This window comes from Candidatus Lernaella stagnicola (assembly GCA_030765525.1).
GTDB lineage: Bacteria > Lernaellota > Lernaellaia > Lernaellales > Lernaellaceae > Lernaella > Lernaella stagnicola.
Genome location: JAVCCK010000027.1, coordinates 172,969 through 195,855 on the forward strand (window position 1 = coordinate 172,969; position 22,887 = coordinate 195,855).

General features: G+C 62.6%; 18 protein-coding genes. 5 read left to right on the top strand and 13 right to left on the bottom strand.

The window, feature by feature from the left end:
• The first annotated feature begins 1 nt into the window (after position 1).
• Genes bamD through P9L99_12505 form a run of 3 tightly spaced genes read left to right on the top strand, consistent with a single transcriptional unit; the run spans position 2 to position 1,957 of the window.
• Positions 2-763 (top strand): outer membrane protein assembly factor BamD, encoded by a 762-nt coding sequence (gene bamD, locus P9L99_12495; GenBank protein MDP8224173.1) that lies wholly within the window; start codon positions 2-4, stop codon positions 761-763.
• The gene (locus P9L99_12500; protein MDP8224174.1) at positions 729-1,250 is read left to right on the top strand and encodes a hypothetical protein; all 522 of its coding nucleotides are present in this window, start codon (positions 729-731) and stop codon (positions 1,248-1,250) included. The genes bamD and P9L99_12500 overlap by 35 nt, the downstream gene beginning before the upstream one ends.
• Positions 1,247-1,957, top strand: a complete 711-nt coding sequence (locus tag P9L99_12505; GenBank protein MDP8224175.1) for a tetratricopeptide repeat protein — start codon at positions 1,247-1,249, stop codon at positions 1,955-1,957. The genes P9L99_12500 and P9L99_12505 overlap by 4 nt, the downstream gene beginning before the upstream one ends.
• A gap of 18 nt (positions 1,958-1,975) precedes the next feature.
• Here the strand turns inward: P9L99_12505 and P9L99_12510 are convergent, their stop codons facing one another.
• From P9L99_12510 to P9L99_12530, 5 genes are read right to left on the bottom strand one after another with little or no spacing between them, the layout of a single operon-like run.
• Positions 1,976-5,236, bottom strand: coding sequence for a UvrD-helicase domain-containing protein (locus P9L99_12510; protein ID MDP8224176.1), 3,261 nt, complete (start codon positions 5,234-5,236; stop codon positions 1,976-1,978).
• The gene (locus P9L99_12515; protein MDP8224177.1) at positions 5,229-8,207 is read right to left on the bottom strand and encodes a PD-(D/E)XK nuclease family protein; all 2,979 of its coding nucleotides are present in this window, start codon (positions 8,205-8,207) and stop codon (positions 5,229-5,231) included. The genes P9L99_12510 and P9L99_12515 overlap by 8 nt, the downstream gene beginning before the upstream one ends.
• A complete protein-coding gene (locus P9L99_12520) occupies positions 8,207-9,346 on the bottom strand; it encodes a glycosyltransferase (GenBank protein MDP8224178.1) in 1,140 nt (379 codons plus the stop codon). Before P9L99_12520 ends, P9L99_12515 begins: the two co-directional genes overlap by 1 nt.
• Positions 9,347-9,349: 3 nt before the next feature.
• Positions 9,350-10,987, bottom strand: a complete 1,638-nt coding sequence (locus P9L99_12525) for a GspE/PulE family protein (protein MDP8224179.1) — start codon at positions 10,985-10,987, stop codon at positions 9,350-9,352.
• On the bottom strand, positions 10,980-11,708 hold the full coding sequence (locus P9L99_12530; GenBank protein MDP8224180.1) for a CpsB/CapC family capsule biosynthesis tyrosine phosphatase: 729 nt from the start codon (positions 11,706-11,708) through the stop codon (positions 10,980-10,982). Before P9L99_12530 ends, P9L99_12525 begins: the two co-directional genes overlap by 8 nt.
• A 536-nt stretch (positions 11,709-12,244) precedes the next feature.
• Here P9L99_12530 and P9L99_12535 point away from each other — a divergent pair.
• Both P9L99_12535 and P9L99_12540 read left to right on the top strand, forming a co-directional pair.
• On the top strand, positions 12,245-13,027 hold the full coding sequence (locus tag P9L99_12535) for a hypothetical protein (GenBank protein ID MDP8224181.1): 783 nt from the start codon (positions 12,245-12,247) through the stop codon (positions 13,025-13,027).
• A gap of 12 nt (positions 13,028-13,039) precedes the next feature.
• On the top strand, positions 13,040-14,128 hold the full coding sequence (locus P9L99_12540; protein MDP8224182.1) for a bifunctional 3-deoxy-7-phosphoheptulonate synthase/chorismate mutase: 1,089 nt from the start codon (positions 13,040-13,042) through the stop codon (positions 14,126-14,128).
• Here the strand turns inward: P9L99_12540 and P9L99_12545 are convergent.
• The 8 genes from P9L99_12545 to P9L99_12580 all read right to left on the bottom strand — a co-directional run bounded on the left by P9L99_12545 (position 14,111) and on the right by P9L99_12580 (position 22,822).
• Complete coding sequence (locus P9L99_12545) at positions 14,111-16,030, bottom strand: sulfatase (GenBank protein MDP8224183.1); 1,920 nt, start codon at positions 16,028-16,030, stop codon at positions 14,111-14,113. The genes P9L99_12540 and P9L99_12545 overlap by 18 nt on opposite strands.
• Positions 16,027-16,509 (bottom strand): hypothetical protein, encoded by a 483-nt coding sequence (locus tag P9L99_12550; protein ID MDP8224184.1) that lies wholly within the window; start codon positions 16,507-16,509, stop codon positions 16,027-16,029. The genes P9L99_12545 and P9L99_12550 overlap by 4 nt, the downstream gene beginning before the upstream one ends.
• Positions 16,506-17,747, bottom strand: a complete 1,242-nt coding sequence (locus P9L99_12555; GenBank protein MDP8224185.1) for a DegT/DnrJ/EryC1/StrS family aminotransferase — start codon at positions 17,745-17,747, stop codon at positions 16,506-16,508. The genes P9L99_12550 and P9L99_12555 overlap by 4 nt, the downstream gene beginning before the upstream one ends.
• Complete coding sequence (locus P9L99_12560; GenBank protein ID MDP8224186.1) at positions 17,744-18,997, bottom strand: hypothetical protein; 1,254 nt, start codon at positions 18,995-18,997, stop codon at positions 17,744-17,746. The genes P9L99_12555 and P9L99_12560 overlap by 4 nt, the downstream gene beginning before the upstream one ends.
• A 57-nt stretch (positions 18,998-19,054) precedes the next feature.
• Positions 19,055-20,104, bottom strand: a complete 1,050-nt coding sequence (locus P9L99_12565; protein ID MDP8224187.1) for a response regulator — start codon at positions 20,102-20,104, stop codon at positions 19,055-19,057.
• A 71-nt stretch (positions 20,105-20,175) separates the two neighbouring features.
• A complete protein-coding gene (locus P9L99_12570) occupies positions 20,176-21,063 on the bottom strand; it encodes a radical SAM protein (protein MDP8224188.1) in 888 nt (295 codons plus the stop codon).
• Between the two features lie 2 nt (positions 21,064-21,065).
• Complete coding sequence (locus tag P9L99_12575) at positions 21,066-21,776, bottom strand: HAD-IB family hydrolase (GenBank protein MDP8224189.1); 711 nt, start codon at positions 21,774-21,776, stop codon at positions 21,066-21,068.
• Positions 21,773-22,822 carry an HD domain-containing protein gene (locus P9L99_12580; protein MDP8224190.1) on the bottom strand — a complete coding sequence of 350 codons (1,050 nt, stop codon included), beginning with the start codon at positions 22,820-22,822 and terminating at the stop codon, positions 21,773-21,775. The genes P9L99_12575 and P9L99_12580 overlap by 4 nt, the downstream gene beginning before the upstream one ends.
• Between the last annotated feature and the right edge of the window lie 65 nt (positions 22,823-22,887).

Genomic DNA, 22,887 nt, shown 5'->3' on the forward strand with positions numbered 1-22,887 from the left:
CGTGCGTTTGGCCAAAAAGTTACCGAATCGACTTCTTTTTATCGCCTTGTGCTGCGCGATCTGGCTGGCGCTTGCCTCATGCGGGCCCCGTTTCGAGGATATGTCGGCGGCGGAAATCAGCTCCTACGCTCAGGATAGATTCGAAAATAAGAAATACAGTGATGCCATCGACGCGTACGAAGCGTTGATCGACTTGTATCCCTTCTCGATGTACGTCACGCTCGCTGAATTGGGCCTCGCCGACGCCGAATTCGCCCGCAAACGGTGGATCGAAGCCGAGGCCGCGTACGACGCTTTCGCCAAACGGCACCCCAACCACGATAAAATCGATCACGCGATTTATCATAGCGGAATGTGCAGCTACGAGCAGAAACTGGCGATCGACCGCGATCAAACCCAAACTCAAAAAGCCGAAAGCAATCTCTCGAAGGTTGTTTCGCAATACCCCGACAGCAGCTACTACGCCGAGGCCCGACTGCACCTCAAAGAAGTGCGAAACGACCTGGCCAAGCGCGAACGGTACGTGGCCAAACATTACTGGCGCGACAAGGAATACTACGCCGCCTACAAACGTTACGAGCGAATTTTCCGCTTGTTTTCCGATACCGATTACTACGAGGAAGCGCTGTATTACGGCGCGCGCTGTTTGATCAACCTGGACGAAAATCGCCAGGCAGAGCGCTTGCTGGATCAGTTGCTGCGGAGATTTCCGGACGGTAAATACGCCGATGACGCGAAAGATTTATTGGCCGAAACTGACTAAGGCCCTGCTGCCGGCGGCCCTAGCCTTGCTGCTGCTGTTGGCGGCGGGTTGTGCCGACGATCGTGACCTGATCACCCAAACCCTCGACGCCCGCAACCAGGCGCTCAACACGCGAAATGTCGAAGCGTATCTGGAATTGATTTCGCCGGACTACCTGAAGGCAGACCCCCAATACGACGCGCGTCAATCCATCACCCAGACCTTCGTGAAAATGGCCTCGGTTCAAATCCAGATCTTCCGCCGCGACATTCAGTTCCGCTCGGAGGATATCGCCGAGGTCTATCAAGAATACAAAATGGTGTTCACCACGAAAAAAGGGAAAGCTCACCACGTCAAACACCACGATCGCTTTCTCATGAAACGGCACGGGAGTCGGCTTTTTCCCAAATGGCTCATATACCAGGGGCTCGACGCCCCGATTTCTTTCCCAAAACCGCCGCCAACCGACGGTGCATCGGCTCCGGAAAAGGAGGACAATTCCCAATGAATCCGGAAGTCAAAACCATGCTCGAAGATGCTCGCGACGCGTATGATCGGGGGGACTTTGCCGTCGCCGAGAAGCTGTTTACCCAGTTGGTGCGCCATCAGCCGCAGTGGTCGGAGTTGTACGGCAAGCTGGGCGCGATCTATCACCGCGCGGGGCGTTTCACCGACGCGGTCAAGCTCTATGCTTACGCCCTGCAACTCAATCCGCGCTACATCGAGGCGCGGCTGAATCTTTCCGTGTTGCTCAACGACATGGGGCACTACGATCACGCCGCCAAGCTCGTGGGAAAAATGAGCAAGATCATTCCCTATCCCGGGCGCCTGGGCATGGGAACTCTGGCCAACAAGCACGTGGCCACCGGCGACGCCTATTTCGCCCTCGAGCTATTCAATCACGCGCGTATCGAGTACGAGCACGCCGCCAAGCTCCGCCCGGGCTGGCCCGACCTGAAAATCAAACTCGGAATAGCCTTCCGCCGGCTCGGCCGAACCGCGGACGCCGTTCGCGAAATCAACGCCGCGCTCGAGATCCACGACGACAATCCGCGGTGGCACAGCGAACTGGCCTTGAGCTATTTCCAGAGCGGTGACGTCCAACATGCGGTGGCGACTTGGCAGGCGGTATTGCAGCGCTGGCCGGACCACGAACCGTCGGCGCGCTACTTGACGATGGCGCGCGGCAAGGGCGCCGAAACAAGCGCCGCATAATACGCTCCGCAAAACCAATCAGGAAATTTCGACGGTCACGGCCGCATCGACGAAGCAAAGCACCATGCGCACGGCCTCCACGCCCGCCAGCGAGCGAACCGCATCCCGGTACACGCGGCCCTGGGACTCGTAGAACGCCGCCCGCGCCTCCACCTGCTCCGGGTTGACGCCGTCGGTTTTGTAATCAAGCACCCACAAGCCGTCCGCGGTCTCGGCAAGCATGTCGATCTGCCCGGCATACGCGACGCCTTCCGAGTTCGTCCAGGTGAACGACGCCTCGCGCCACACGCGCCCGGCCGTCGCCGCCGTAAATTCCGGCATCGCCGTCAGGTTGCGCAACCAGCGATGCAGCGTCTGCGTTTGTTCGTCATCCAACTCAGATTCCGCCGCGACAGCTCGTAGCGATTCATCATCGGCAAGCGGATCGGCCAGGTCCACGCGCTCGACCAGGACATGAAACGCCTGCCCCATCGCCAGCCCGTAAGACGTCCCACCGACCGGCGGTCCTCCGGCGTGTTCGCTCGGCGGGCGGAACTCCACCGGCGGCGGCAGGGGCGGAAGCGTCGTAGGCCGGTAGTGCAGCCAGGGCTCGAAGACAGCCCGCTCCGTCTTGCTCAGCGGCCGGTCGCGGAATTCCTGCGGCAATCGCCAGTAATGCGCCAGATCGGTATCCAAGTCGGCGACGGTTACGGTCTGCACCGCCGCGCCGCACGGCTTGAGCATCGTGATTTCGTCGTCGATCACCTCGGCTTTTACGAGGAATTTGAGATAACCCTTTTGCGGCGCTTTCTTTTTTTTCACCTTGCCGAACAACGGCACGAGCAGGTGGTCCTGCGCCCGGGTCATGGCCACGTAAAGCTGCCGCACCCGCTCGGCATCTTCGAACTCGTATTCCACATCGCTCATCGCATTGTAGTTCGCGGTTTCGTAGCCCTTCTTTACGCGCACCGCCAATTCGCCGGTCTGCCGCCGAAACAGTACGGTGTCGTAGCGGCGCGTGACGTCGCCGCCCAGGTCGATCAGCACGACAATCGGCCAGTCCAGCCCTTTCGCCTTGTGGATCGTCATGATGTGTACGACATCGTCGGCGTCTTCGGTGACGACAAAGTCGCTTTCGTCGCGCTGCTCGTTAAAGGCGTCGCGCCACTGGCGCACGAACTGGTCGAAACGCAGGCCGTCGCGGTCGGCCCCTCTGGCCGCGTCGAGCACCTTGTGCAGGTTGGCGACCGCGACCTCGGCGCGCGGCAGTGTGTAGGCCTGCGGGAGGGCGCTAAACGCATCAAACAGACCGCGAACCGTCGCCGCGCAGCCAACCCGATTGCGTCGCTCGTGCAGGCGCCTCATGTGCCGCAGGGCGTCGGCCACCGGGTCGAGGAGATCCTCGTCCAAATCCATATAGGAAAACTGCTTGTCGCCGCGCGCAAGGAAATGCCCGAGCAGGTCTTGATCGGCAAAGCCGACCAAATCGCTGCCCAACCACTGCGCCAAGGCGGCCGAGTCGTCGGCGTCTTCCAGCGCGGTAATTCCGCAGACGACCGCCGCGATTTCCTCGCGACTGTAAAACACCTTGCCGCCCTCGGTTCGGTAAGGCACCCCGGCGCGGCGCAGCGCTTGCTCCAGTTCGTTGAAATTGGACGTTCGGCGGTCGAGAATCGCCACGTCGCTCCAGGACATGGGGCGCATGCCGCCCTGCCCGTTGTTGAGCTTGCGGTCGAACACTTCCAGCCCTGCCGCTTGGTTGCGTCGCAGCCAATCGGCGACCGCCGCGAATTCCCGCTGACAAACCTCCCCGGCGCTGCCCGCCGGCTCGTCGGGCATCAGGAAGGTCACCCCGGCGGTGGTGGGCCATGCCGAGCGACCGGTTTGCAGCGCGATGTAGTCCGGGCTGACGGGCCGCTCGGGGTCCAACTCCATCAAGTGTTCGAACATACCGTTGACGGTTTCGATGATGCCCGCGGCGCAGCGGAAATTGACGGTGATCAGTGTCGGGTCGGCGTTGTCGAGCAAATGTTTTTTGGTGTTTTCATACACCTCGATATCGGCCCGCCGGAAGCGGTAAATCGACTGCTTGGGGTCGCCGACGACCATCAGCTTGCCCGATTCCAGTTCCACGTCGCCGACGGTATCGGCGCGCGCGCCCTTCTCGCACAAGAAGAACGCAACCTCGACCTGCAGCGGATCGGTGTCCTGAAACTCGTCGATCAGCACGGCGTCAAAGCGACCTTGGAAGTAAGCGCGTACGTCCTTGTCCTCGCGCAGCATCGCCGCGGCCTTGACCAGCAGATCCTGGAAACTAAGCGCGCCGCGCCGTTCCCGTTCGGCCTCGAAACGCCGCGCATAATCCCGCGCCAGTTCGAACAGTTCGCGCATTTTGGTATCGTGGCGCACGGTCGTTATCTGATCCACGTGCTCACGCAAGAGACTTCGGTTTTCCTTCGTCTGTTTGTTACCACTTCCCAAATTGAATTTCGGCAACGATGCGGTGGCGTCAAAAAACGCGTCGCCGGTCGACGGTGCGGGAACCTCGGCCAGCCCGGCTAAAAAGGCTTCCAGTTGAAGAATCGCCTTGTCATCTTGTTTCTTCGCGACGCCCCTTGCATGTTCGAGGGCGCGCGGCGCTTCCTCACGTATCGTTTCCCACAAACGCTCGATTTCCGGATCCGCCGGTGGCGGCAAACTCGCACTTAGCAGCACGTCGGCGTTGGCGACAACCGCCTTGGCCAGCGTCCACAACCAGTCGTTCTCGTCGCGCCGCTTGCTGTAATTCTTATCGCGCAGATACCAGCCGAAAACCGGCGGCGGAGATGCATCGTGCACCAGTTCGTCAAACCACTGGTCGAACACTTCGGTCATCAACCCGTCGTGTTGACCTTGGTCGAGCGTCGCGGCCCGCGGATCGATTTTCGCCTCGACGGGTCGCTCGCGGATCAGCATCCCGGCAAAGGAATGCAGCGTGCCGATGGCGGCGGTTTCCAAATCGCGCAGGGCGGTGGTCAACACGTCGCGGCGTGTTTCGTAGTTGGAGTCGACCAGCCGTTTCTCGATCTCTTGGCGAATTTTGACCTTGAGTTCCCCGGCCGCTTTTTCCGTGAAGGTGATCGCCGCGACGCGCTGCAGGCGCAGTGGCCGCGTGTCGTCCAGCAGCAAAGACAGGATCCGCTCGACCAGCAGCGTTGTCTTGCCGGTACCCGCCCCGGCCTCCACCCACAGGTTGTGGGCGCGGTCGCCGATGACGTAATCGCGCGCGGCCTGGTCGGCGGCGGGCGGCGGCTTACTCATCGGCCCTCCCCACTTCGTCCAACCATGCGTACAACTCCTGCAGCGGCGGCTTCGCGGCCAGCAGCGCCCGGGCGCGCGGATCGCAAATCACGGTATACGGGCAATAGCCGCAGTAGCCGTTATCGGCTTTCGCCGCGACATCCGGCCGGGGCACGAATTTCCCGGCGCGAACGTCGGCGATTAGTTGCACGAGAATGCGCGGCAGCACATCACGCCATTTCACTAGTTGTTCTGCCGAAAACGAAACAACCTCAGGTTGGATTTCTCCTTTTGCGTTCTTCAAAAACCAATACGCCGCTTCGCAATCCACGTCGGCTTCCCGCGTGGTCGCGCGGGCCGCGGCATACAGCGGCACCTGCAACGTGGCGCCCGCGTTCAAGTTATCCGGGGCCAGTTTTTTACTGCGAATCTTCCCGCTCGGTCTGCCTGTTTTGAAATCCACGATGCGTTCGACGCCATCGTCGCGCTCGTCCAGGCGGTCCAGCCGCCCCTTCAGGCGCAACGGCGCGCCGTCCGGCAACTTGAGTACGAGGTCCACCTGTTCTTCGACGGCCTTGTACGAGTAGCGCCCGGCTTGGTCGCGCGCCAACTGCAGCATCGCCTTCATGCTCGTCAACAGACGCTCGTGCTCGGCTTCATCGAGTACGCCGCCGCCGGTGAGGTTCTCGGCTACAACTTCGCGGTAGAGTTTGTCCAACAGCCCCTGGGCTTCGTCGCGGAAAGCGGGGTCGAGGCGTTCCTCCAAACTCTCCATCAACTTGTGCAGCAGCGTTCCAGCACGGTCGGGCGGCAGCGCCACAACGGCTTCGGGATCATCCGGCGATTCCAGGCGCAGTACTCGCTCGAACAAGAATCGGCGCGGGCAAAGCGCGTAGCTTTCCACTTCCGAGACCGACCAGTGTTTCTTCGCGTCGGCCCAGGCCGCCAGCGCGGCGCGCACGTCCTCTCGCGTCACCAACCCCTCGCTCGGCGTCACGGAATCGAAGGCGGTGAAGCGTTCCATCTGCCGTTCCCAAAGGCGTTCGAAGAATTCACTGCGCGTGGCCAGCAGGTAGTGAACGCGCTGCAGTGGATCGTCCAACGCTTCCATTACGGCGAGCCGCCTTTCCTCCTCGTCGAAGGCGTCTTGCGGATCGCCCGGCCCGAAACGGCTGGCCGGGATGTTCTCGACGAAAGGTTGGCCGCCCAGTTCACCGAAGGTCAACGCGCGCCCGCTCAAGCGGCCGGCCAGTTCCAGCACCAAGTGGCTCGGCAGGCGCGTGCGCCCCTCACCGGCATCCAGGCGCGGAACACTCAAACACACCTTGTCGGTCGCGGCGCGCAGCACGATATCGAACAGCCGCAGTTCCTCGCGCGCCAATTCGGCTGTGACCGGCAACGCACCCGGCGCACCGGCGGCCTCGCTGATGGCGATTCGCTCGGCGTCAAGCAGAATGGCGTCCTGCCGTTTTTTATGCGGCACCATTTGTTCGACGCACCCGGGCACGAACACGCACGCGAAGCGCGACCCCCGCGCGGTGATCCAATCGGTTAGGCACACACCGGTTTTATCGTGCGGCGGCGGCGCGGCGGCGCTTACGGCGGCGACGGCCTTGGACTGGAAGCGAGACAGTTCGAATGGCAGGCCGGCCGCGTCCATGACCGCCAGCTTGCTCAGAGCGTCCCGCGCCCGTTCCAGCACGTCGTCGGAGGCGATGAAGCGGCCCGCGGTTTCGCTGAAGATCGCCACGGCCTCGGCGTAGTTGTTCGCATTCGTAATCGCCTGCAAGCCACGGCACAGCATGCCCGCCGCTTCTCCCAAATGATGAAACGCGTCGTGGTCGTCTTCGACCAACTTCCTCGGCTCGTTTGTGAAACGAGTTTGCCAATCGTCGCCGCGACGAACCCGCGCGACACGACTTACATGCGGCCACCGGGTTTGCGTTTCCCGCCACGCGGCGGCGGCGTCGGGCAGAACCGTCGAGGACAAAAAGCCGACAATCGCCGCGCGTCCCCACGGCGAGCCCGGCAACTTGAGCAACGCCAGCAACGCCCGCACAGTGGGATGATCGACTGTGCCGCACAAGCCGGGGGCGCAAGACGGCACGCCGGCGCGTTCGAGGGTTGTGAAGAACAGGTCGGCGTACACGTCGGGATGGCGCAGCAGCACGGCCATGTCGTGATACGGCACGCCCTCGCGGCGCAATCGACGCATCCGGCGCACGATGGCTTTCACCTCGGCGATTTCCGAAGGGCATGACAGGATGCGCAAGGTCTCCACGGGCGGCGTCGCCGGTGAGGCCGATCGACCGCCGGCTGCCTGCGCCATGGCGGGCGGGTCGAGCACGTCGGGCAGGTAGAATCGCACGTCGACGATTTCGCCTAGCGCGTTGAGCAATCGCTGCTGCAAGGGATTGGCGTCGTAGATACCAACCACGTGCAAATCGTCAGCGCCGAAGAGTCGCGGAAAGCGGTCGACCCGCGTCACCGCCGCCGCCAACGCGTCCGCCGCCGTGAAAAACCGGCGACCAAGTTCATCCCGGTACGCGGTGAAGAGTTTCGCCACCGATTTCTGCTTCGCGCCGCGCGGGCTGCCGGGGAAACGCGTCCACCCCGCTTCTTCCAAATCGGTGAACGTGGCCGCGAGCGCCGCCGCGGTGCCCGCAAAATGCGCCACCGGGTGGAAATAGCCGCGCCGGTCTTCCAGCAACAAACGGGCAATCAACGATTCGCTGTATAAGGGACCGGCCTCGCGACGACCGGTGGCCGAGAGCGCCGGGCGCCCGAGTCGGTCGGCCAGGTCTCGGAAGGTGATCAGTTCAACGTTCAGCGCGCCACCGGCTTGTTCGTGCAGCCGCCGGCGGATTTGGTCGCGTAGCAGATGCGAGCCCACGAGCGCCACCACCGCGCGTAGCGGATCGCGGCGACAGGTCACCGTCTCGACGAAGGCGTCGACGCATGCGGCGAAGGTGCCGGCGGCCGCTACTTGCATCATCCTCTCTTTTTGCTTTGCAGGACGTGCTCATACAAGGCGAAGATTTGCCGCGCGCGACTTTCGGCCGAAAAACGATCAAGCACGAATCGCCGGCCCGCCGCCGCAAGCGCCTGGGAGTAAGCCGGGTTTTTCACGAGGCCCGCCATCGCGCCGGCGAGCGCTTCGGGGTCGCGGACGGGTGTGACCAGTCCGTATTTTTCGTGGACGACGAGTTCCGCGTTGCCGCCGACATCGGTGGTGATCACCGGCAGGCCGCAGGCCATTGCCTCACGCAGCACGCCCGAGACGCCCTCCCCGGCGAAGCTGGGCATGACCGAGAAATCGCACGCCGCGTAGACCCGCTCCATATCGGTTCGAAAACCGGCGAAGACGACCCGATCCGCCACGCCCAACGCCGCCGCCTTGGCTTGCAGGTCGCTTTGATCACCGCCCCCGGCAAAGACGTGATAGAGCGCCGGATGGTCCTGCTTCAACAACGCCGCGGCTTTCAGGTAGTCGCCGTGGCCTTTCTGGCGAACCAGATTCGCGGCCACAACGCTGACCTGGGCGTCGGCGGGCAAACCTAGTTCGTTGCGAACGACCTCGCGGAGGTCCGGTTGCGGTCGAAAACGGTCGGTGTCGACGCCGCCGTAAATCACGCGGATTTTTTCGGCGGGCACCCCGCAATCGACCATCACCGCCTTGCTGTTTTTGCTGACCACGATGATGCGGTCCAGCCGCAGGCTGCGGTATTTGAAACGATTGAGTCCCAGGCGAAAATTCACGCCGCGCGTATTGACCAAACAGGGAATGGCCATGCCCCACGAGGCCAGCAGCGCCAGCGAGAGGTCGCTGCCTTTGTGGGAGTGCACGATATCGTACCGCCCGGCTCGCAGGAGCTTACGAAACGCGAGGACTTGCGCCGGGCTGTACCAGCGGCTGAAACGCAGGAAATGCACGTTGATGCCCAGATCGTTCAACAACAACAGGTTGGATTCGCTCTGCGTTGCGCCGGCTCGATGGTTGAAAACGGCGTCAACCCGCGCCCCGGCGCGCACCAAACTGCGGGCGAGCAGGAAAAGCTGGATACTACCGCCCGACCGGATATTCTTGTGGGCGGTCGTGATCAGTACGCGGCGCCCGGCCAGGTCCAGCATTCTTTACGCCCTCTTGCTCCCGCTTCTGAGATGAACCGATTGGCTGACAATCTGCCGGTAGGGCACCACGCGCATGATTTCTTCCAGGGTCGTGAGTTTGTGTTTGACCTTCATCACGCCGTCCATGACCAGCGGGCGCATGCCGTTTTCCCGGGCCATGTGAACGATTTCGGACAACGGACGCTCGATTTGTATCGCCTGTTGGATCGCCTCATCGACGACGAATAATTCGAACAGGCCGATGCGACCTCGATATCCCGTGTGGTTGCAGCGGTCGCAGCCGGCGCCTTTGACGAACTCGATGCCTTCGACCAAATCGCCGAAGAGTTTGCGGATTTTTGTGTCGGGAAGGTCGGTTTCGGCGCAATGCCGGCAAACCCGCCGCACGAGGCGCTGGCTGAGCACGCCGAGCAAAACCGACGCAACGGTGTCATAGCCCAAATCCAGCCCCACCAGGCGGGAAATGGCCGACACAGCGTCGCTGGTGTGGACGGTCGACAACACGAGGTGGCCGGTTTGCGCCGCTTTGGATGCCACGTCGGCAGTTTCGGCGTCGCGAATCTCGCCGATGAGCAGCACATCGGGGTCGTGGCGCAGGAAAGCGCGGGCCAGCTCGGCGAAATCCAATCGGGGTCCGACCTGTTTTTGGCACACGTCGTCTAGGTCGTACTCGATGGGGTCTTCGGCCGACAAGATTTTGATGTGCGGATTGTTGATGAACTTGAGGCTGGCATACAGGGTCGTGGTTTTGCCCGAGCCGGTCGGGCCGGAATTGAGGATCAAGCCCTGCGGGTTGCGCAGCAGTTGCTTGAAAACTTCCAGTTCCTTGCTGGAGAAGCCCAGCAATTCCAGATCGATCGGAGCCATCGACTTGTCCAGGATGCGCAGCACGACGTCTTCGCCGCTCGGCCCGGGGATAATCGAGATGCGAAACGGCACTTCGTAAATTCGCCCGCCTTGGTTGACCGGCAGCGTGATTCTGCCGTCTTGCGGCGCGCGTTTTTCGCTGATATCCAGGCGGGCCATCACCTTGATGCGGTTGACGATTTCTTCCACGTTCGACTTGTTGATGGCCGATCGCACGCGTTCCAGCATGCCGTCGATCTTGACGCGCGTGACCGACTCGTAGCGGAAATTTTCGATATGGATATCCGTCGCACCGCGGCGCAGGGCGTCGATCAACACTTCGTTGACAATGCGCTTGATCGGGGCGTTGTCCTCACTTTCGATCTGCGCGGAGGAAATGCGCCGCTTCCCCTTATCGGTCGGTTCTTCGCCGGGCTCCTCGCCGCCCAGGACGACCTCGCCCTCTTTTTGATCCTGCGGCAGGTCTTGCTGCTCGGTTACGACGCGCGCGACGTTGTCCAGCCCGTACGCGGCGGCCAGCGCCTTCTGGATTTTGTCGGCCGACACCTTCACCGGCATCACGCGGCGGCCGCGCATCACGCGGGTGATCGCGTCGAGGGTATCCAGGTCGTTCGGATTGGAAAGCCCGACAACGACCGGCGATTTACCGTCCGGTTCGACTTTGCCGAGAATCAACACGTCGTGAGTCAAACAAAACATTTGCGGCAATAAGCGCACGCTTTCCGGATCCACTTCGTAGGGTCCGAAGTCGAAATCGGCTACGTTGTCAGCCATTGTCTCCTCCCCCTATGACACGGCGCGGGTTGTCGACCAGCAGGCGCTGCATTCCCGCCTCACCGACATGGTCCCGCAAAACTTCCATTCCTTCCGTGAAACACTCGGCGGCCTGTTTTGGCGTGTGAGAGTCCGAGCCCACGAAATCTACTAATCTTTTTTTGAGCATCCACTCCGCCGCCCGACGAATGCGGCGCCCGTAGAACCCGGAGAGGCTTCCAAGATTGATCTGGATCAAGTAACCCGCATCAACGAGTACTTCCGTCATTTCCGGCCGTCGGGCGATGTCCGCGTAACGCTCCGGGTGCGCCAAAATCGGTATGAATCCTTTGATTTGCATCCGAAAGGCGAACTCCTTATACATCGGCGACAGCTTGAGCATAGGTAATTCCACCAAGACGTGACTTCCGTCGCCGATCGGGGACAACGCGCCTTGCTCCAGCCATTCGAAAAAGCGATCGTCCAGATAGTACTCGCTGCCCGGCACAAGCCGCATCCCCGGCAATTGCCGGTTCACCTCGGGCATCAACTCGGCAATCGCCTCGTTCACCGATGCGCGATCGTGTTCGTAGATCCCGCCCATCATGTGCGGCGTGGCGACCACAGTACGAAAACCGGCCTGCCACGCTTGCAGCAGGATTTCCATCGACTCCGTGGCGACCTCGGCGCCGTCGTCGAAACCCGGCAACAGATGCGTGTGCATGTCGATATAATCGGCCAACGGTGCACTCCTGAGTTTACTGAACAAAGGGATAGTATTGTGCCGCAGCCGCGGCGTTTACACAACGGGAATCGCTCGTTAAACGGCAGGACGGCGGATCCCGAAGGATCCACCGCCGGTGTTAGAAAAGTCGATGATGGGAATCACCTTGTGGAGGGAGTTTGGGAACCCGAGTGACGCCGAGCCCTCGCGGGGAATTAAAACCCTTCAAAAAATCAGGGTGATGGGGCAAAAACACCGGGAGTCCCCGCGCCTGCCTCGATGGGCAGACAAAGCGGTACACGCGGGAACTCCCGAATTCCGTTTCAAAGAACCACTGCTCGCCGTTGATAATTGCAACTTCGATGCCAATGACCCGAGGTACGTGATCTTCGATACTTGCGTGCTCGGGGTGAAATTGAGTCGCTGGAATACCGTAGAATTTTGCGCACCCCCCTTGGAAATCTGACTTTTCAGACCGCCGTGGGCGGCTATTTCACTTGGCAGTGTGATTATTTCATGCTATGGAACAAACGACTCAAACATCGACGAAAAGAATGTGTAAGTACTCAAAAATATTTATTATTCTCATTATCGGCATCTTCTTTGCCGCGTGTAATCCGACGTATATGCCCGTCAACCCGACCGGTGTGGTTCGGTCCGACGAACTCGAGGGCGGAGTGTATCTCTCCATCGGCTCGGTGGGGCGTAAAATCCGGCCGCTCGGCTTCCGCGGATTGGTCGCCAATTTCGGCGTTTACTACCGCAAAGGCGTGACGGACGGCATCGATTATACGATCGCGGTGGACAACACGAGCATCAACATCGCCACAGGTATCCGGCAGGATATCGAGGCCGCCGGCGTGCTGCGGCCCCGGATCGGCGTGGGCTGGATGTCGGGCATCGTGGGCTGCGATTACGCGCACCGGCTCAGCAAAGGGGAAGACACGAACTACAGCATCGGCGGTTCCGCGCTGGCCTGGGTGGGTGACGCGTTTTGGACCGACGATCCGGGCAAAGCGTACGGCATTCGGATCGGACCGTTTGGTCACACGGGAGCCGAGCCGCGTTTCACCTCGACGGTCTCGGGAGGCGTGCGATTGGACTACGTGCCGCTGCAATTCGGCGGTGAGGGCGCGCCGGAGACCATCGTTGATTTGTTCGGCGGCAAACGGAACCCTTACGCGGAGCCCATCGACCGCAGCGTGCTGAGCAGTTGGCCCAAGCCCCGTTTCGCCTTTGCACCGGGCGCAATCGTTGTTACCATCGGTCCGGCGCTCTCGTTTCACCGTGACGGGCTGAATTGGGAATCCGGCGGTGAAAAAGGAAAGAGTGACTAAGCAGGGAACGATATGACATCTCCGGAACTGGAAAAACTTCGCTTCGAAATCAACAAGGTCAACGCGGAATTGCTGCGCTTGCTGGCCCGGCGCGGCACCCTCGTCGAGGAAATCGGCCGCCTCAAGCAAACCAAGCGCATCGACATGTACGACCCGGTCCGTGAAGCCGAGCAGCTCGGCGCGATCGTCGAACAGAATCCCGGCCCGTTTTCCGACGCAACGATCAAGCACCTGTTTACGGAGATATTTCGCGCCAGCCTCGATCTCATGTACGGGAACCGCGAAAAAGGCCTGCGCGTCAGCCGCGCCTTTCGTCGTGAAGATACGGTTTTCGAAGTGGGCGGCGTCACCATCGGCGGCGAGGCGCAGTTGATCGCCGGCCCGTGTTCGGTGGAATCCGAAGACCAACTCATGCGCACCGCGGCCCACGTGGCAAGTCGCGGCGTGCGGTTACTGCGCGGCGGGGCGCACAAACCGCGCACCAGCCCCTACAGCTTCCAAGGCATCGGGGACGAAGGATACCGATGGATGGCGAAGGCCGCCAAGACATACGGCATGGTCAGCGTCAGTGAGGTGATGGACGAAGCGGGCGTCGCGGCCGCCGCGCCGCACATCGACATCCTGCAAATCGGCGCGCGCAACATGGCCAATTTCCGGCTGCTCGAAGCGGTTCGGGAAGTGGGCAAGCCGGTGCTGCTCAAACGCGGCATCGCCGCCACGTACGAGGAACTACTGTTCGCCGCCGAATATCTGATTGCGGGAACCGACAAGATCATCCTCTGCGAGCGCGGCATCCGCACCTTCGAAACCTGGACGCGCAACACCTTGGACATCGCCGCTGTGCCGATCCTTCGCGGCGCCAGCCACCTGCCGGTGTGCGTCGATGTCAGCCACGCCGCCGGGCGTAAGGACATCCTCGCGCCGCTGGCTCGCGCCGCCCTGGCCTCGGGCGCCAACTTGGTGATGTGCGAAGTGCATCCCGCGCCGGATTTCGCCCTCAGCGACTCCCACCAGCAGCTCGATTTCGACCAGTTCGATGACCTTTGCCGCGAAATAGCCGCGCTGTGTCCGGCATGCTGCGATTCAGGGAAGATAACCTAACGATTTGAGGCGCTCGCGTTCGGCCTGCGACAGGGGCACCGGCGCCTCGCCCGCGCGTTTTTCGGCAAAAAGTAGTTGAAGCAGTTCCTCCAACTGGGGCACCGGTTCGTCGGCTGTAAACGGCACGTTTTCGTCCGGATCGTCGGGCAGGAAATACCACGCCTCCGGATACTCGACTTCACGGCCCTTGACGGTGTCGTGCAATCCGCTCTGCCATTTCCACTCGCCGTCGCACAAATAGCGCACCGGCTGAGAAGAGAGCCAGTGGTTTTCGCCGGCGATCCACCGAGTCGGCGCGCGCCGGTTGGTTTTCAGCGCGTCGACAAAACTGCGCCCGTCGATCTGCGTCGGCGCGGGGAACTCCAGCAGTTCCAGAATCGACGGCGCCACGTCCATTAAACTCGTCGGCCCATCCAAGGTGCGCCCCGCCGGTACTCCCGGACCGGCCACGATGCACGGCACGCGAATCTCGCCTTCAAACAACGTCATCCCGTGTCCGTACATGTCATGGGCGCCGAACATTTCGCCGTGATCGGAAACCACCGCGATAATCGTGGGGCGACCGCTCTGCTCGATCGCCTCGAGCAAGCGCCCAATGGCGTCGTCGGTCGCCCAGATCTCGGCGCGATACAAAGCCCACGCCGCCGCCGTCCACTCCGGCGGCCCTTGCCGCAGGGCATCGACCAACGCAAAGGCGTCGTCGTGCCGGTCGACTTCCCGCCGCGCCGCCGGCGACACGTCGGCCAGCCACTCGGGCGGCACGTTGTCGGGCGGCTGGTAGGGCCAGTGGGGATCGTAGAAATGCAGGAACAAGAACGCCGGATCGCCGCCGCGCCGCGCCAGGTAATCAACGCCTTCAGAGACGACCTCGGTGGCTCGCTCCGACGGCGGGTGCGACATCCGGTCGAAGCCCTGCGCGAACCCGTAGGGCGCGTCGACGAACAGGTGGGTGACGATGGCATGCGTGTCGTACCCGGCGGTAGCAAGTTGCTCCGCGAGGGTCCAAGCCGTGTTCGGCAACCGGTCGGTCACCTTGGCAATGCCCAGGCGCCAGGGCCGCAGGCCGGTCAGCAGCGCCGCGTGCGAGGGAAGCGTCCAGCTTGACGGCGCGCGCATATCGGCCGCGACGGTGCCCTGGGCCGCGAGACGATCCAGGTTGGGTGTCGGGCTGGGCAAGCGGCCGTACACGCCGAGCATGTCCCGCCGCAATGTGTCGATGCTGATCAACACGACGTCGGGTCGCTTGGTTTCAGGGCGCGTCAACGCCGATGCCGCCGTGGGTAGCGCCGCCGACACAACGAGCACGGCGAAGTACGCGGTCCACGACACGACGTTTAGTTTCATGGCGTCTCGGGTCGTCCACCGGCGGGCGACGAAGTACCACGCGGGGGCCAGCGCCAACCCCAGCAAAACCGGTAAGAGCAGCGGCACGATCCACAAGGCGGGCGTGGCCGCGAGGTTCTCCCACAGTCGCTCGGGCAGGAAGAAGGAGGTGACGATGCGATTGAGAAAAGCGCCCATCGCCTCCGGCTCACGAGCGAACACGGGCAGCCGCTCGGGCGGAATGCGGTGCGCGATCCGCATCACCAGATCCGGCAGCGACCGCGCGAGCATCATCGCCAGCAGCCAGCCGGTCCCGAGCGTCAGCGCCGCCCGCCGACGATAACCGAACACAAAAATCAAAATCGTGAACTGCAGCCAAGCGACGACCGCCGCCGCCAGCGCCCACGGTTGCGCGGCGCGTTCCACCGAGAACACCGCGCGCCAAAACAAGTGCCCCTCGTAACCCTGCGCGGCCGCTTGCCGGCAGCCGACGACGAAGGCCGCAATGATCACGAGGCCCAGCGCAAACAGCGGCGCCCGCAAATCAAGAAAACTCGGTTTTCGGTGGGGGGCGTTCATGGCTTGGGAATCGGCGCCGGGCTTGGTTCGGTCGGTTTGGGCACGCGCTTAGCGGCGAACTTGATGGCGTAGTACGGCCGATAATCACCCTGCGGTGTCTCGACGAAGAACTGAATGTGTCCTTCTTCGATACGGCGGCCGTTCAGCGAGCGCAACACTCCCTTGACCCGCACCTTGCGCAAATCAACGAGTACTTCCTCCCGCACCGTCATCTCGCCCACGTGTTTCAGCGTGCATTGCGTAAAGCGCGTCAGCTTATCGCCCAGCACCGTAACTTCCACGACGTACTTCGCGTCGGTTCCACGTTCAATTTTTGCGGTCGCGTTTGTCGGTTTGAGGACGCCGCTGTCCTCGTACACGTTGGCGGGACCCTGCCAATGACCCAAGAAACGAAACGCCGGATCCTGGTCCTCCGCCGCTGCCGCCATCGTCGCCGCCAGCCACAGCGCACCCAAAACCAGCATCCACCGCCGCGTCATGACGAACCCGCCAGCACGTCGCGCACCACCGCGGCCACGCCGTCGATGTTCGCCGCCGCCATGCCCGGATGCACCGGCAAATGCACCATACGCGCCACGGCGTCGCGGGCCCGCGGGCAATCGTCTTCGGAGGCGAACATCGGCAGATCGGCGCACGCGCTCATGTACCCGCGCGCCGTATCCACGCCCCGCGCCAGCAACGCGTCGGCGAACTGCTCCGGCCCGTCAACCAACGCGGGAAAGCTCATGAAGATCGATTCCTCGCCCGGGAAAGGCTGCGGCACGAGACAACCGTTTTGCTCGCTCAGTGCCGCGGCCAGGCGTTCGCCATTGGCCCGCCGGCGGGCGTTGCGCTCGTCCATGGCCGCGAGGCTCGCTCGGCCGACCTCGCCCATCAGGTGTCCGACGCCGCCCTGAAAAAACCACGGCGGCACGCCATCGGCGAAATCCGTCGGCTGGTCGTCGGTCGCCTTGGCGATGATATCCACGCCCCGCATTCGGCCCAACTTGAGCAGCGGCGCCACCACCAGGCGGAAAAGCGGCGGCCACGACGCCACGGCCATCGCCACGGCAAACATCAGGGATCGTAAGGTCGATAATCCGGTCGCCGGGGCAACGGCTTTCATGCCGCGCTGCAAACGTTCGGCGATTTCGTCGTCGTCGGTAAACAGGCACGCGCCGCCTAAGGCGGTGATGTTTTTCGTCGGGCCGAACGTCGCCACGGCCAGCGTGCCGAAGGTGCCGACGCGACGCCCGTTCCACTTCGCGCCCAGGGCTTGGGCGATATCTTCCACGACGGGAATGCCGCGTTCCTCGGCCAGCGCGGTCAGGCGCGTCATGTCGACGGTGCGGCCGTACAGATGCGTAGGGACGATGGCCCGCGTATTCTCGTTTAGCACGGCGGGCAGACGGTCGAGATCCAGCAGCAAGCGGTCGTCCACGTCCACGAAACGAGGGGTCAAACCGGCCAGCTTGGCTGCTGCGGGCATGGCGTAGTAGGTCAATCCGGGAAACACGATTTCGCCGGGGCCCAGGTCCATGGCGCGCAACGCCAGCCATAAACCCATGCGCGCGCTGGGCGTCAGCAACGCGTGTTTGACGCCTAAGTACACCGCCAAATCGCGTGAGAAGGCCGCCGCCCCTTCGCCCCGGGTGATGTGTCCGGACGCGAGCGCGGCCACGGCGCGACGCCATTCGGGCCGGGAGAATCCAGGTGAAAATCGCGGTACGGCTTTCATGGTTGTTTCCCTTTCGGCAAGCGCCAAAGCGGCGCCCAAAGCGCGACCATCAGCGCCAGCCCGACGACGGCCAACGCGCTTACGACCACCGGCACCCACGGCCAGGCCAGCCATACGACCAGCGCCACGACGCCGGTACCGGCCGCCAACGATAACACGAAGCCGACCCTACCTCGCGCCAGGTGCGCCTTCGCCGCAAACACGGCCAAGCTGACGGCCGCCGCGGCCACGAGGTAAATCGGCACCCACGCCGCAGCCGGCGCGAACGCTTCGCCGTAGAAAAAGACGACCAATTTGCGCGGCAGCACGGTTCCGATTACCAGGGCGGTAACGCAAAACGCGACTAGGATACCGGCCGTGCGCAATAGCGGCCCGCGTTCGTCGCCGCCGGTACGATGCGCCGCCGCGACCTTGGGAATCATCACCGAAGCCAGCGCCTCAGAGACGAAGAGCATCATCTTACCGGCAACAAAAAGCATGCCGTACAAACCCGCGGTGTGCTTGTCGGCGAAGCGCTTGATCAGCAGCATATCGACGTTCGTCCACGTCACGACGAGCAAGTGCGTGATCAGCACCGGCCACACGAAGCCGGCCGCCTCGCGCAGCCATCCGGCGGGTAGGATGGAGGATCGCGTTCCCCCGAACAGATCGATTTCGTGCCGCGCGAGAAAACGACCGCCGGTGAAAATCGGCGCCGCCGCGGCAATGACGTAGCCGCCCAACAGGCCATGCACGCCCCACCCCGCCGCAACCAAGGCCGCGCCGAGTACGAGCCGCAAGGCGCCCTCCAAGCCGATATTGAACGCGAGGCGTGAAAAGCTCTGCAAGCCTTCCATCACGCCGCGCACGTACGCCAACACGAAACTGAACGCTAAGAACAATGCGACAAGTTCGACCGCGAAGACGTCAGGCAGGTTCAGCCATTGCTCCAACGTCCCGCGCGCGTAATGAACGAGGCCGCCCAAGGCCAGCCCGCCGAAAAGCGCAACGACCGCCGCGCGTCGCGCGAACGCCCGTGCGAGGCTTACATCGCCATCGGCGGCGTAGCGCGCCACGTATCGCGCCAGCACGAGTACGACGCTGGGGAAGAGGGAACTGACCAGCAGGATCAGCGCCCACAGCGCGGTCCAATCGGCGTTGCCCTCCACGCCCAGGCTGCGCGCCAAGAGCACATGCAGGGCGAATGTCGCCACGACGAAAAGGCCGTTGGCGACCAGTAGCTTCGAGCCCTGTTTCCATTCATCCTGCATCGACATGATCCGGTGCTAACACCCGGGCCGCGTGGGCGTCAACCGAGCGGCGGGCGCTTAGGTTCTTGTTTTTTGTTCGAGGGCGGCGGTGAGCGCCAAGCTGAAATCTTCGAAACTGAACGGCTTGCGAATCAGCCGCGCTTTTTGGTCCGAGGGCGCATCGCTGGGCAGGTCGGCGTATCCGCTGCAAAACAAAATCGGGACATCGGGCGCGAGCCGGCGGATTTCCTCCGACGCGGTGATACCGTCCACGTCGGGCATGACCTGATCGAGCACGACCGCGACGATACGGTCGCTATAGGCGCGGAACTGTTCCACGGCTTCCCGGCCGGTGGTTGCCGAAAGGGGTTGATATCCGAGGCGGTCGACCATGCTTTCCATCATCAGCCGCACTAATTTTTCGTCGTCGGCGACCAGCACGAAGGGGCGGTCGGTTGAAGATCTCGACGGCGTCTTTTTTACCGGCGGCGATTCAATGGTCAGCGAGATCAACTGCTCGCCCTTGCTGCCGTCGAACGCGACGATTTCAACTTCCGAAGTAAAACGCTCGTGATCGGCTCGCTGAAAGGTCACCTGCATGCGTTGCGCGCCCTGCGTCTGCAGCGCTTCGCGCAGGTCCTCAAATTTCTCGATCGGCCCGTCGGACAGCAGATCGGTCAACACAACGTCCGACAGCGGTTTGCGGTCCAAGAGGAAAATGTCGATGGCCATCCGGTTCGCCAGCAGCAGGCGGCCTTCTTCATCGAACAGCATCATCAAATGCGGCGAGTTTTCGAACATGTTTTGGACGCGGCTTTCGGTGTCGGAGATCCGCCGATCTTTTTCCAGCGTGCGGCGCAAGCTGGTGTGGCGGTCGCGCAGCGTGTCCAATTCCTTGATTTCCTGGCTGCGAACGGCGACCCACGCGATTAGGCCGCAAATCATCGCCAAATCGATCAGTAGGGGTATTTGCATCACCAGCCGCAGCATGCGCGCGCGATCGAGATTATTGACGTGGTCCCAAGCCAGTTCCGTCACTTGTGAAGACACATATTGGTAATACAAGACGTGGGCCGCCACGACCAAGGCGATCACCACTGCCGCCATGATGATCCGTTGATTGCGCATTCGACCCGCCTATTTGAAGATAGATTTAAAAGAATTGTAGGTGGCGCATCGCTTGGACGCAAGCAACGTTTTCAAAGCCCCAGATCGATCCACTCGGCCGTGTCGGGACGAAAACGGTCGCGCGGCCAACGGCTCGCGGTGTCGATAAAGCCCAGCATCGATTGCCGATCTTCCGGGAAGCGCCCCCGCACATCGAGGAAATTCGACATGTGGTCCGAAAGCAATTCCGTGCGGCCCGTGATCTTCTCCACGAGCAACCGCACTTCGGCCAGCGCCTGGTAGGGGTCGGGCAAAATCAAACCGCCGCGACGCCAGCGATCAAACAACTCCGTATCGCGGCGCGGAACGAAGGTGCGCAGGCGTACAAAGCGCGGCTCGACTTGCGAGACGACCGCGGCACTGCCCAGCGCGTGTTCCCGCCACCGCTCGGTGCCCGCGACGCCGACCATGATGTACAGCGACAACTCCATCCCGGCGGCCACGACGCGCCGTCCCGCCTCGACGATTTGCTCGACGGTCGCGCCCTTGGCGATGTCGCGCAGCGTGACCGGATCGCCGGATTCCAACCCCATGTGCATGCGGCTCAGACCGACCTCGCGCAAACGGCGGAGTTCCGGCAGGGTTTTCGCCATCACGTACTTGGCCGAGCCGTAGGTCGTAATGCGGTCCAGACGCGGGAAGAGTTCGCCCGCGCGGCGGCATATTTCCTCCAGGCGGCGCGAGGAAAGGACAATGGCGTTGCCGTCGGCCAGAAACAGCGACCGGACGCCCTCGCCGTATAAGCGGCGGCCCGTTTCCAGATCGGCCAGAATTTCCCGCTGCGGCCGAGCCCGGAATGTCTTGCTCTTGTACATGTCGCAGAACGTGCACGCATTGTGAGGACAGCCGATGACCGCCTGAATAATCAGACTGTCGGCCTCGGACGGCGGGCGGTACAGGGGCTGGTCATAGTGCAGCACGCTCACACCTTGAGCGGCCAACTGGTTCCCGAGCGCGTGCGGCGCGGGTCGACGGGCTCTCGCCAATGCTCAATCGGCAGCCCGTGCTCGCGCGCATAAGCGGCCAGGTGACGATCCGGATTGACGGCCACCGCCGCGCCCACTTCCCGCACGAGCGGTATATCGATGCCGTTGTCGGTGTAACAGATCGCGTTTTCCGGCGTGATTCCCTCCGCCGCGAGACGGGCGAGGACCAACGTTCGCTTGCCTTCCTCGACACACGGCGGCTGCGCCATCTGCGGCAGCAAACGGCCGTTATCGCGCCGGCAATCGGTGCCCACGGCCGCGTGCGCGCCGACATAACGGGCGATTGCGGCAATCAAGATCGCGTTCGACCCCGAGGCGAGCAACACCCAATCACCGGCGGTGCGGTGTCGTTCCACCGCCGCCAAAGCCTCTCGAAACAAGCGCGGCGCGATGACGGCCGCCACGGCCTCGTCAGCCAGTCTTGTCGCCGTCGCGACGTTCAGGCCTGCCAGACAGGTGGCTCCGGCCTCGACAATGGCGTCTTGAGTGGCGAGATGGAATCGGTAGGCCGCCAGCGCGCGGACCGAATGCAGCACGCGGCGCCAGGGCATCTCGCGGCGTCGGATGAGATATGCGCTGAACAGGTATCCACTCATGCCGTCGAGCAAGGTGCGATCCACGTCGAAAACGGCGGCGCGGCGGTTCATTCCCCGAAGAGCGGCATATCCTTCTTCGTGGCCGCCTCTTCTTTTTTCTTGGGCGCCGGTTCACCCAACGGCAGCGTGAACTGGTAGCCGTATTCGGCGCGCGGAATTTTGTAAACGGCGGTCTCGAGCGCCCACTTTCGGTCGCTCCATTGGCCTTGCGTGGTCTCCACCTCGGCTTGGAAAAACTGAAATACGCGCGCGTCCAGATTATCCAGGTAGTGCAGCACGGCCGCTTCGGCGAACTGCGGCACACGCACGGTGCCGAATTCCGGCCGGCCGTGGTGCGACAGAATCAGGTGTTTCAGCAACATGATTTCCTGCGGCGCGTCGACGCCGGCCCGCGCGGCGAGTTGCTCGAGCATCTCCACGCCGAATACCAAGTGGCCGACCAGTTTGCCGCCGTCGTTGTATTCCAGCGCCGTCTCGTAGCTTAGTTCGCGGGTTTTACCCAGGTCGTGGAACAATACGCCGGCCAGCAACAAGCTGCGGTCGAGTGTGTGGAAATGGTCGCACACCTTCCCGGCCAGTAGCAGCATCGAGCACGTGTGTTCAAGAAGTCCGCCGACGTAGGCTTGATGCACGCCGGTTGCCGCCGGCGCGCGGTGGAGGTCCGCACCGAATTCCGGATCGTCCAGCAGTGCGAGCGAAAGCCGCCGGTAGGGCCCCTCGGGCAAACTCTCGGCGACCTCGCGCAAGGTTTGCCAATAGGGCTCCACATCGCGCGGGCAGACGGGCAGGAACATTGCCGGATCGACACCTTCGAGCGGCACGGCTTCCATGTAGCTAACCGTGAGCTGCACCTTGTCTTTCCACAACCCGCCCCGCGCCCGCACGAGCACGAAATCGCCCGGCGCGGCGGCGGCGTCGAAGCGCTCGGCGTCATCCCACAAGCGCCCTGCGATGTCGCCGGTTCGGTCGCTGAGTGTCAGCATCAGATAAGGCTTCCCGCTTTTGGTCGTGCCCAAGCTTTTCGACCGCAGGAAATAAACGTCTTCAACCACTTGTTTGTCGGTGATTTCCGCCAACCATACGTGTGTTTCGACCACGATATCCCCCCTGTGTGCGGTCGTCATGATAGCCGTGCCCGCCGCCTTGCCACAAGCCCGGCGGT

Excerpts from the sequence above, each read along its gene's own strand:
- P9L99_12555 (MDP8224185.1), bottom strand. The coding sequence starts at position 17,747 with ATGAAAGCCGTACCGCGATTTTCACCTGGATTCTCCCGGCCCGAATGG.
- P9L99_12550 (MDP8224184.1), bottom strand. The coding sequence starts at position 16,509 with ATGACGCGGCGGTGGATGCTGGTTTTGGGTGCGCTGTGGCTGGCGGCG.
- P9L99_12500 (MDP8224174.1), top strand. The coding sequence starts at position 729 with ATGACGCGAAAGATTTATTGGCCGAAACTGACTAAGGCCCTGCTGCCG.
- P9L99_12505 (MDP8224175.1), top strand. The coding sequence starts at position 1,247 with ATGAATCCGGAAGTCAAAACCATGCTCGAAGATGCTCGCGACGCGTAT.
- P9L99_12540 (MDP8224182.1), top strand. The coding sequence starts at position 13,040 with ATGACATCTCCGGAACTGGAAAAACTTCGCTTCGAAATCAACAAGGTC.
- P9L99_12545 (MDP8224183.1), bottom strand. The coding sequence starts at position 16,030 with ATGAACGCCCCCCACCGAAAACCGAGTTTTCTTGATTTGCGGGCGCCG.
- P9L99_12575 (MDP8224189.1), bottom strand. The coding sequence starts at position 21,776 with ATGAACCGCCGCGCCGCCGTTTTCGACGTGGATCGCACCTTGCTCGAC.
- P9L99_12535 (MDP8224181.1), top strand. The coding sequence starts at position 12,245 with ATGTGTAAGTACTCAAAAATATTTATTATTCTCATTATCGGCATCTTC.
- P9L99_12520 (MDP8224178.1), bottom strand. The coding sequence starts at position 9,346 with ATGCTGGACCTGGCCGGGCGCCGCGTACTGATCACGACCGCCCACAAG.
- P9L99_12525 (MDP8224179.1), bottom strand. The coding sequence starts at position 10,987 with ATGGCTGACAACGTAGCCGATTTCGACTTCGGACCCTACGAAGTGGAT.
- P9L99_12565 (MDP8224187.1), bottom strand. The coding sequence starts at position 20,104 with ATGCGCAATCAACGGATCATCATGGCGGCAGTGGTGATCGCCTTGGTC.
- P9L99_12515 (MDP8224177.1), bottom strand. The coding sequence starts at position 8,207 with ATGCAAGTAGCGGCCGCCGGCACCTTCGCCGCATGCGTCGACGCCTTC.
- P9L99_12510 (MDP8224176.1), bottom strand. The coding sequence starts at position 5,236 with ATGAGTAAGCCGCCGCCCGCCGCCGACCAGGCCGCGCGCGATTACGTC.
- P9L99_12560 (MDP8224186.1), bottom strand. The coding sequence starts at position 18,997 with ATGCAGGATGAATGGAAACAGGGCTCGAAGCTACTGGTCGCCAACGGC.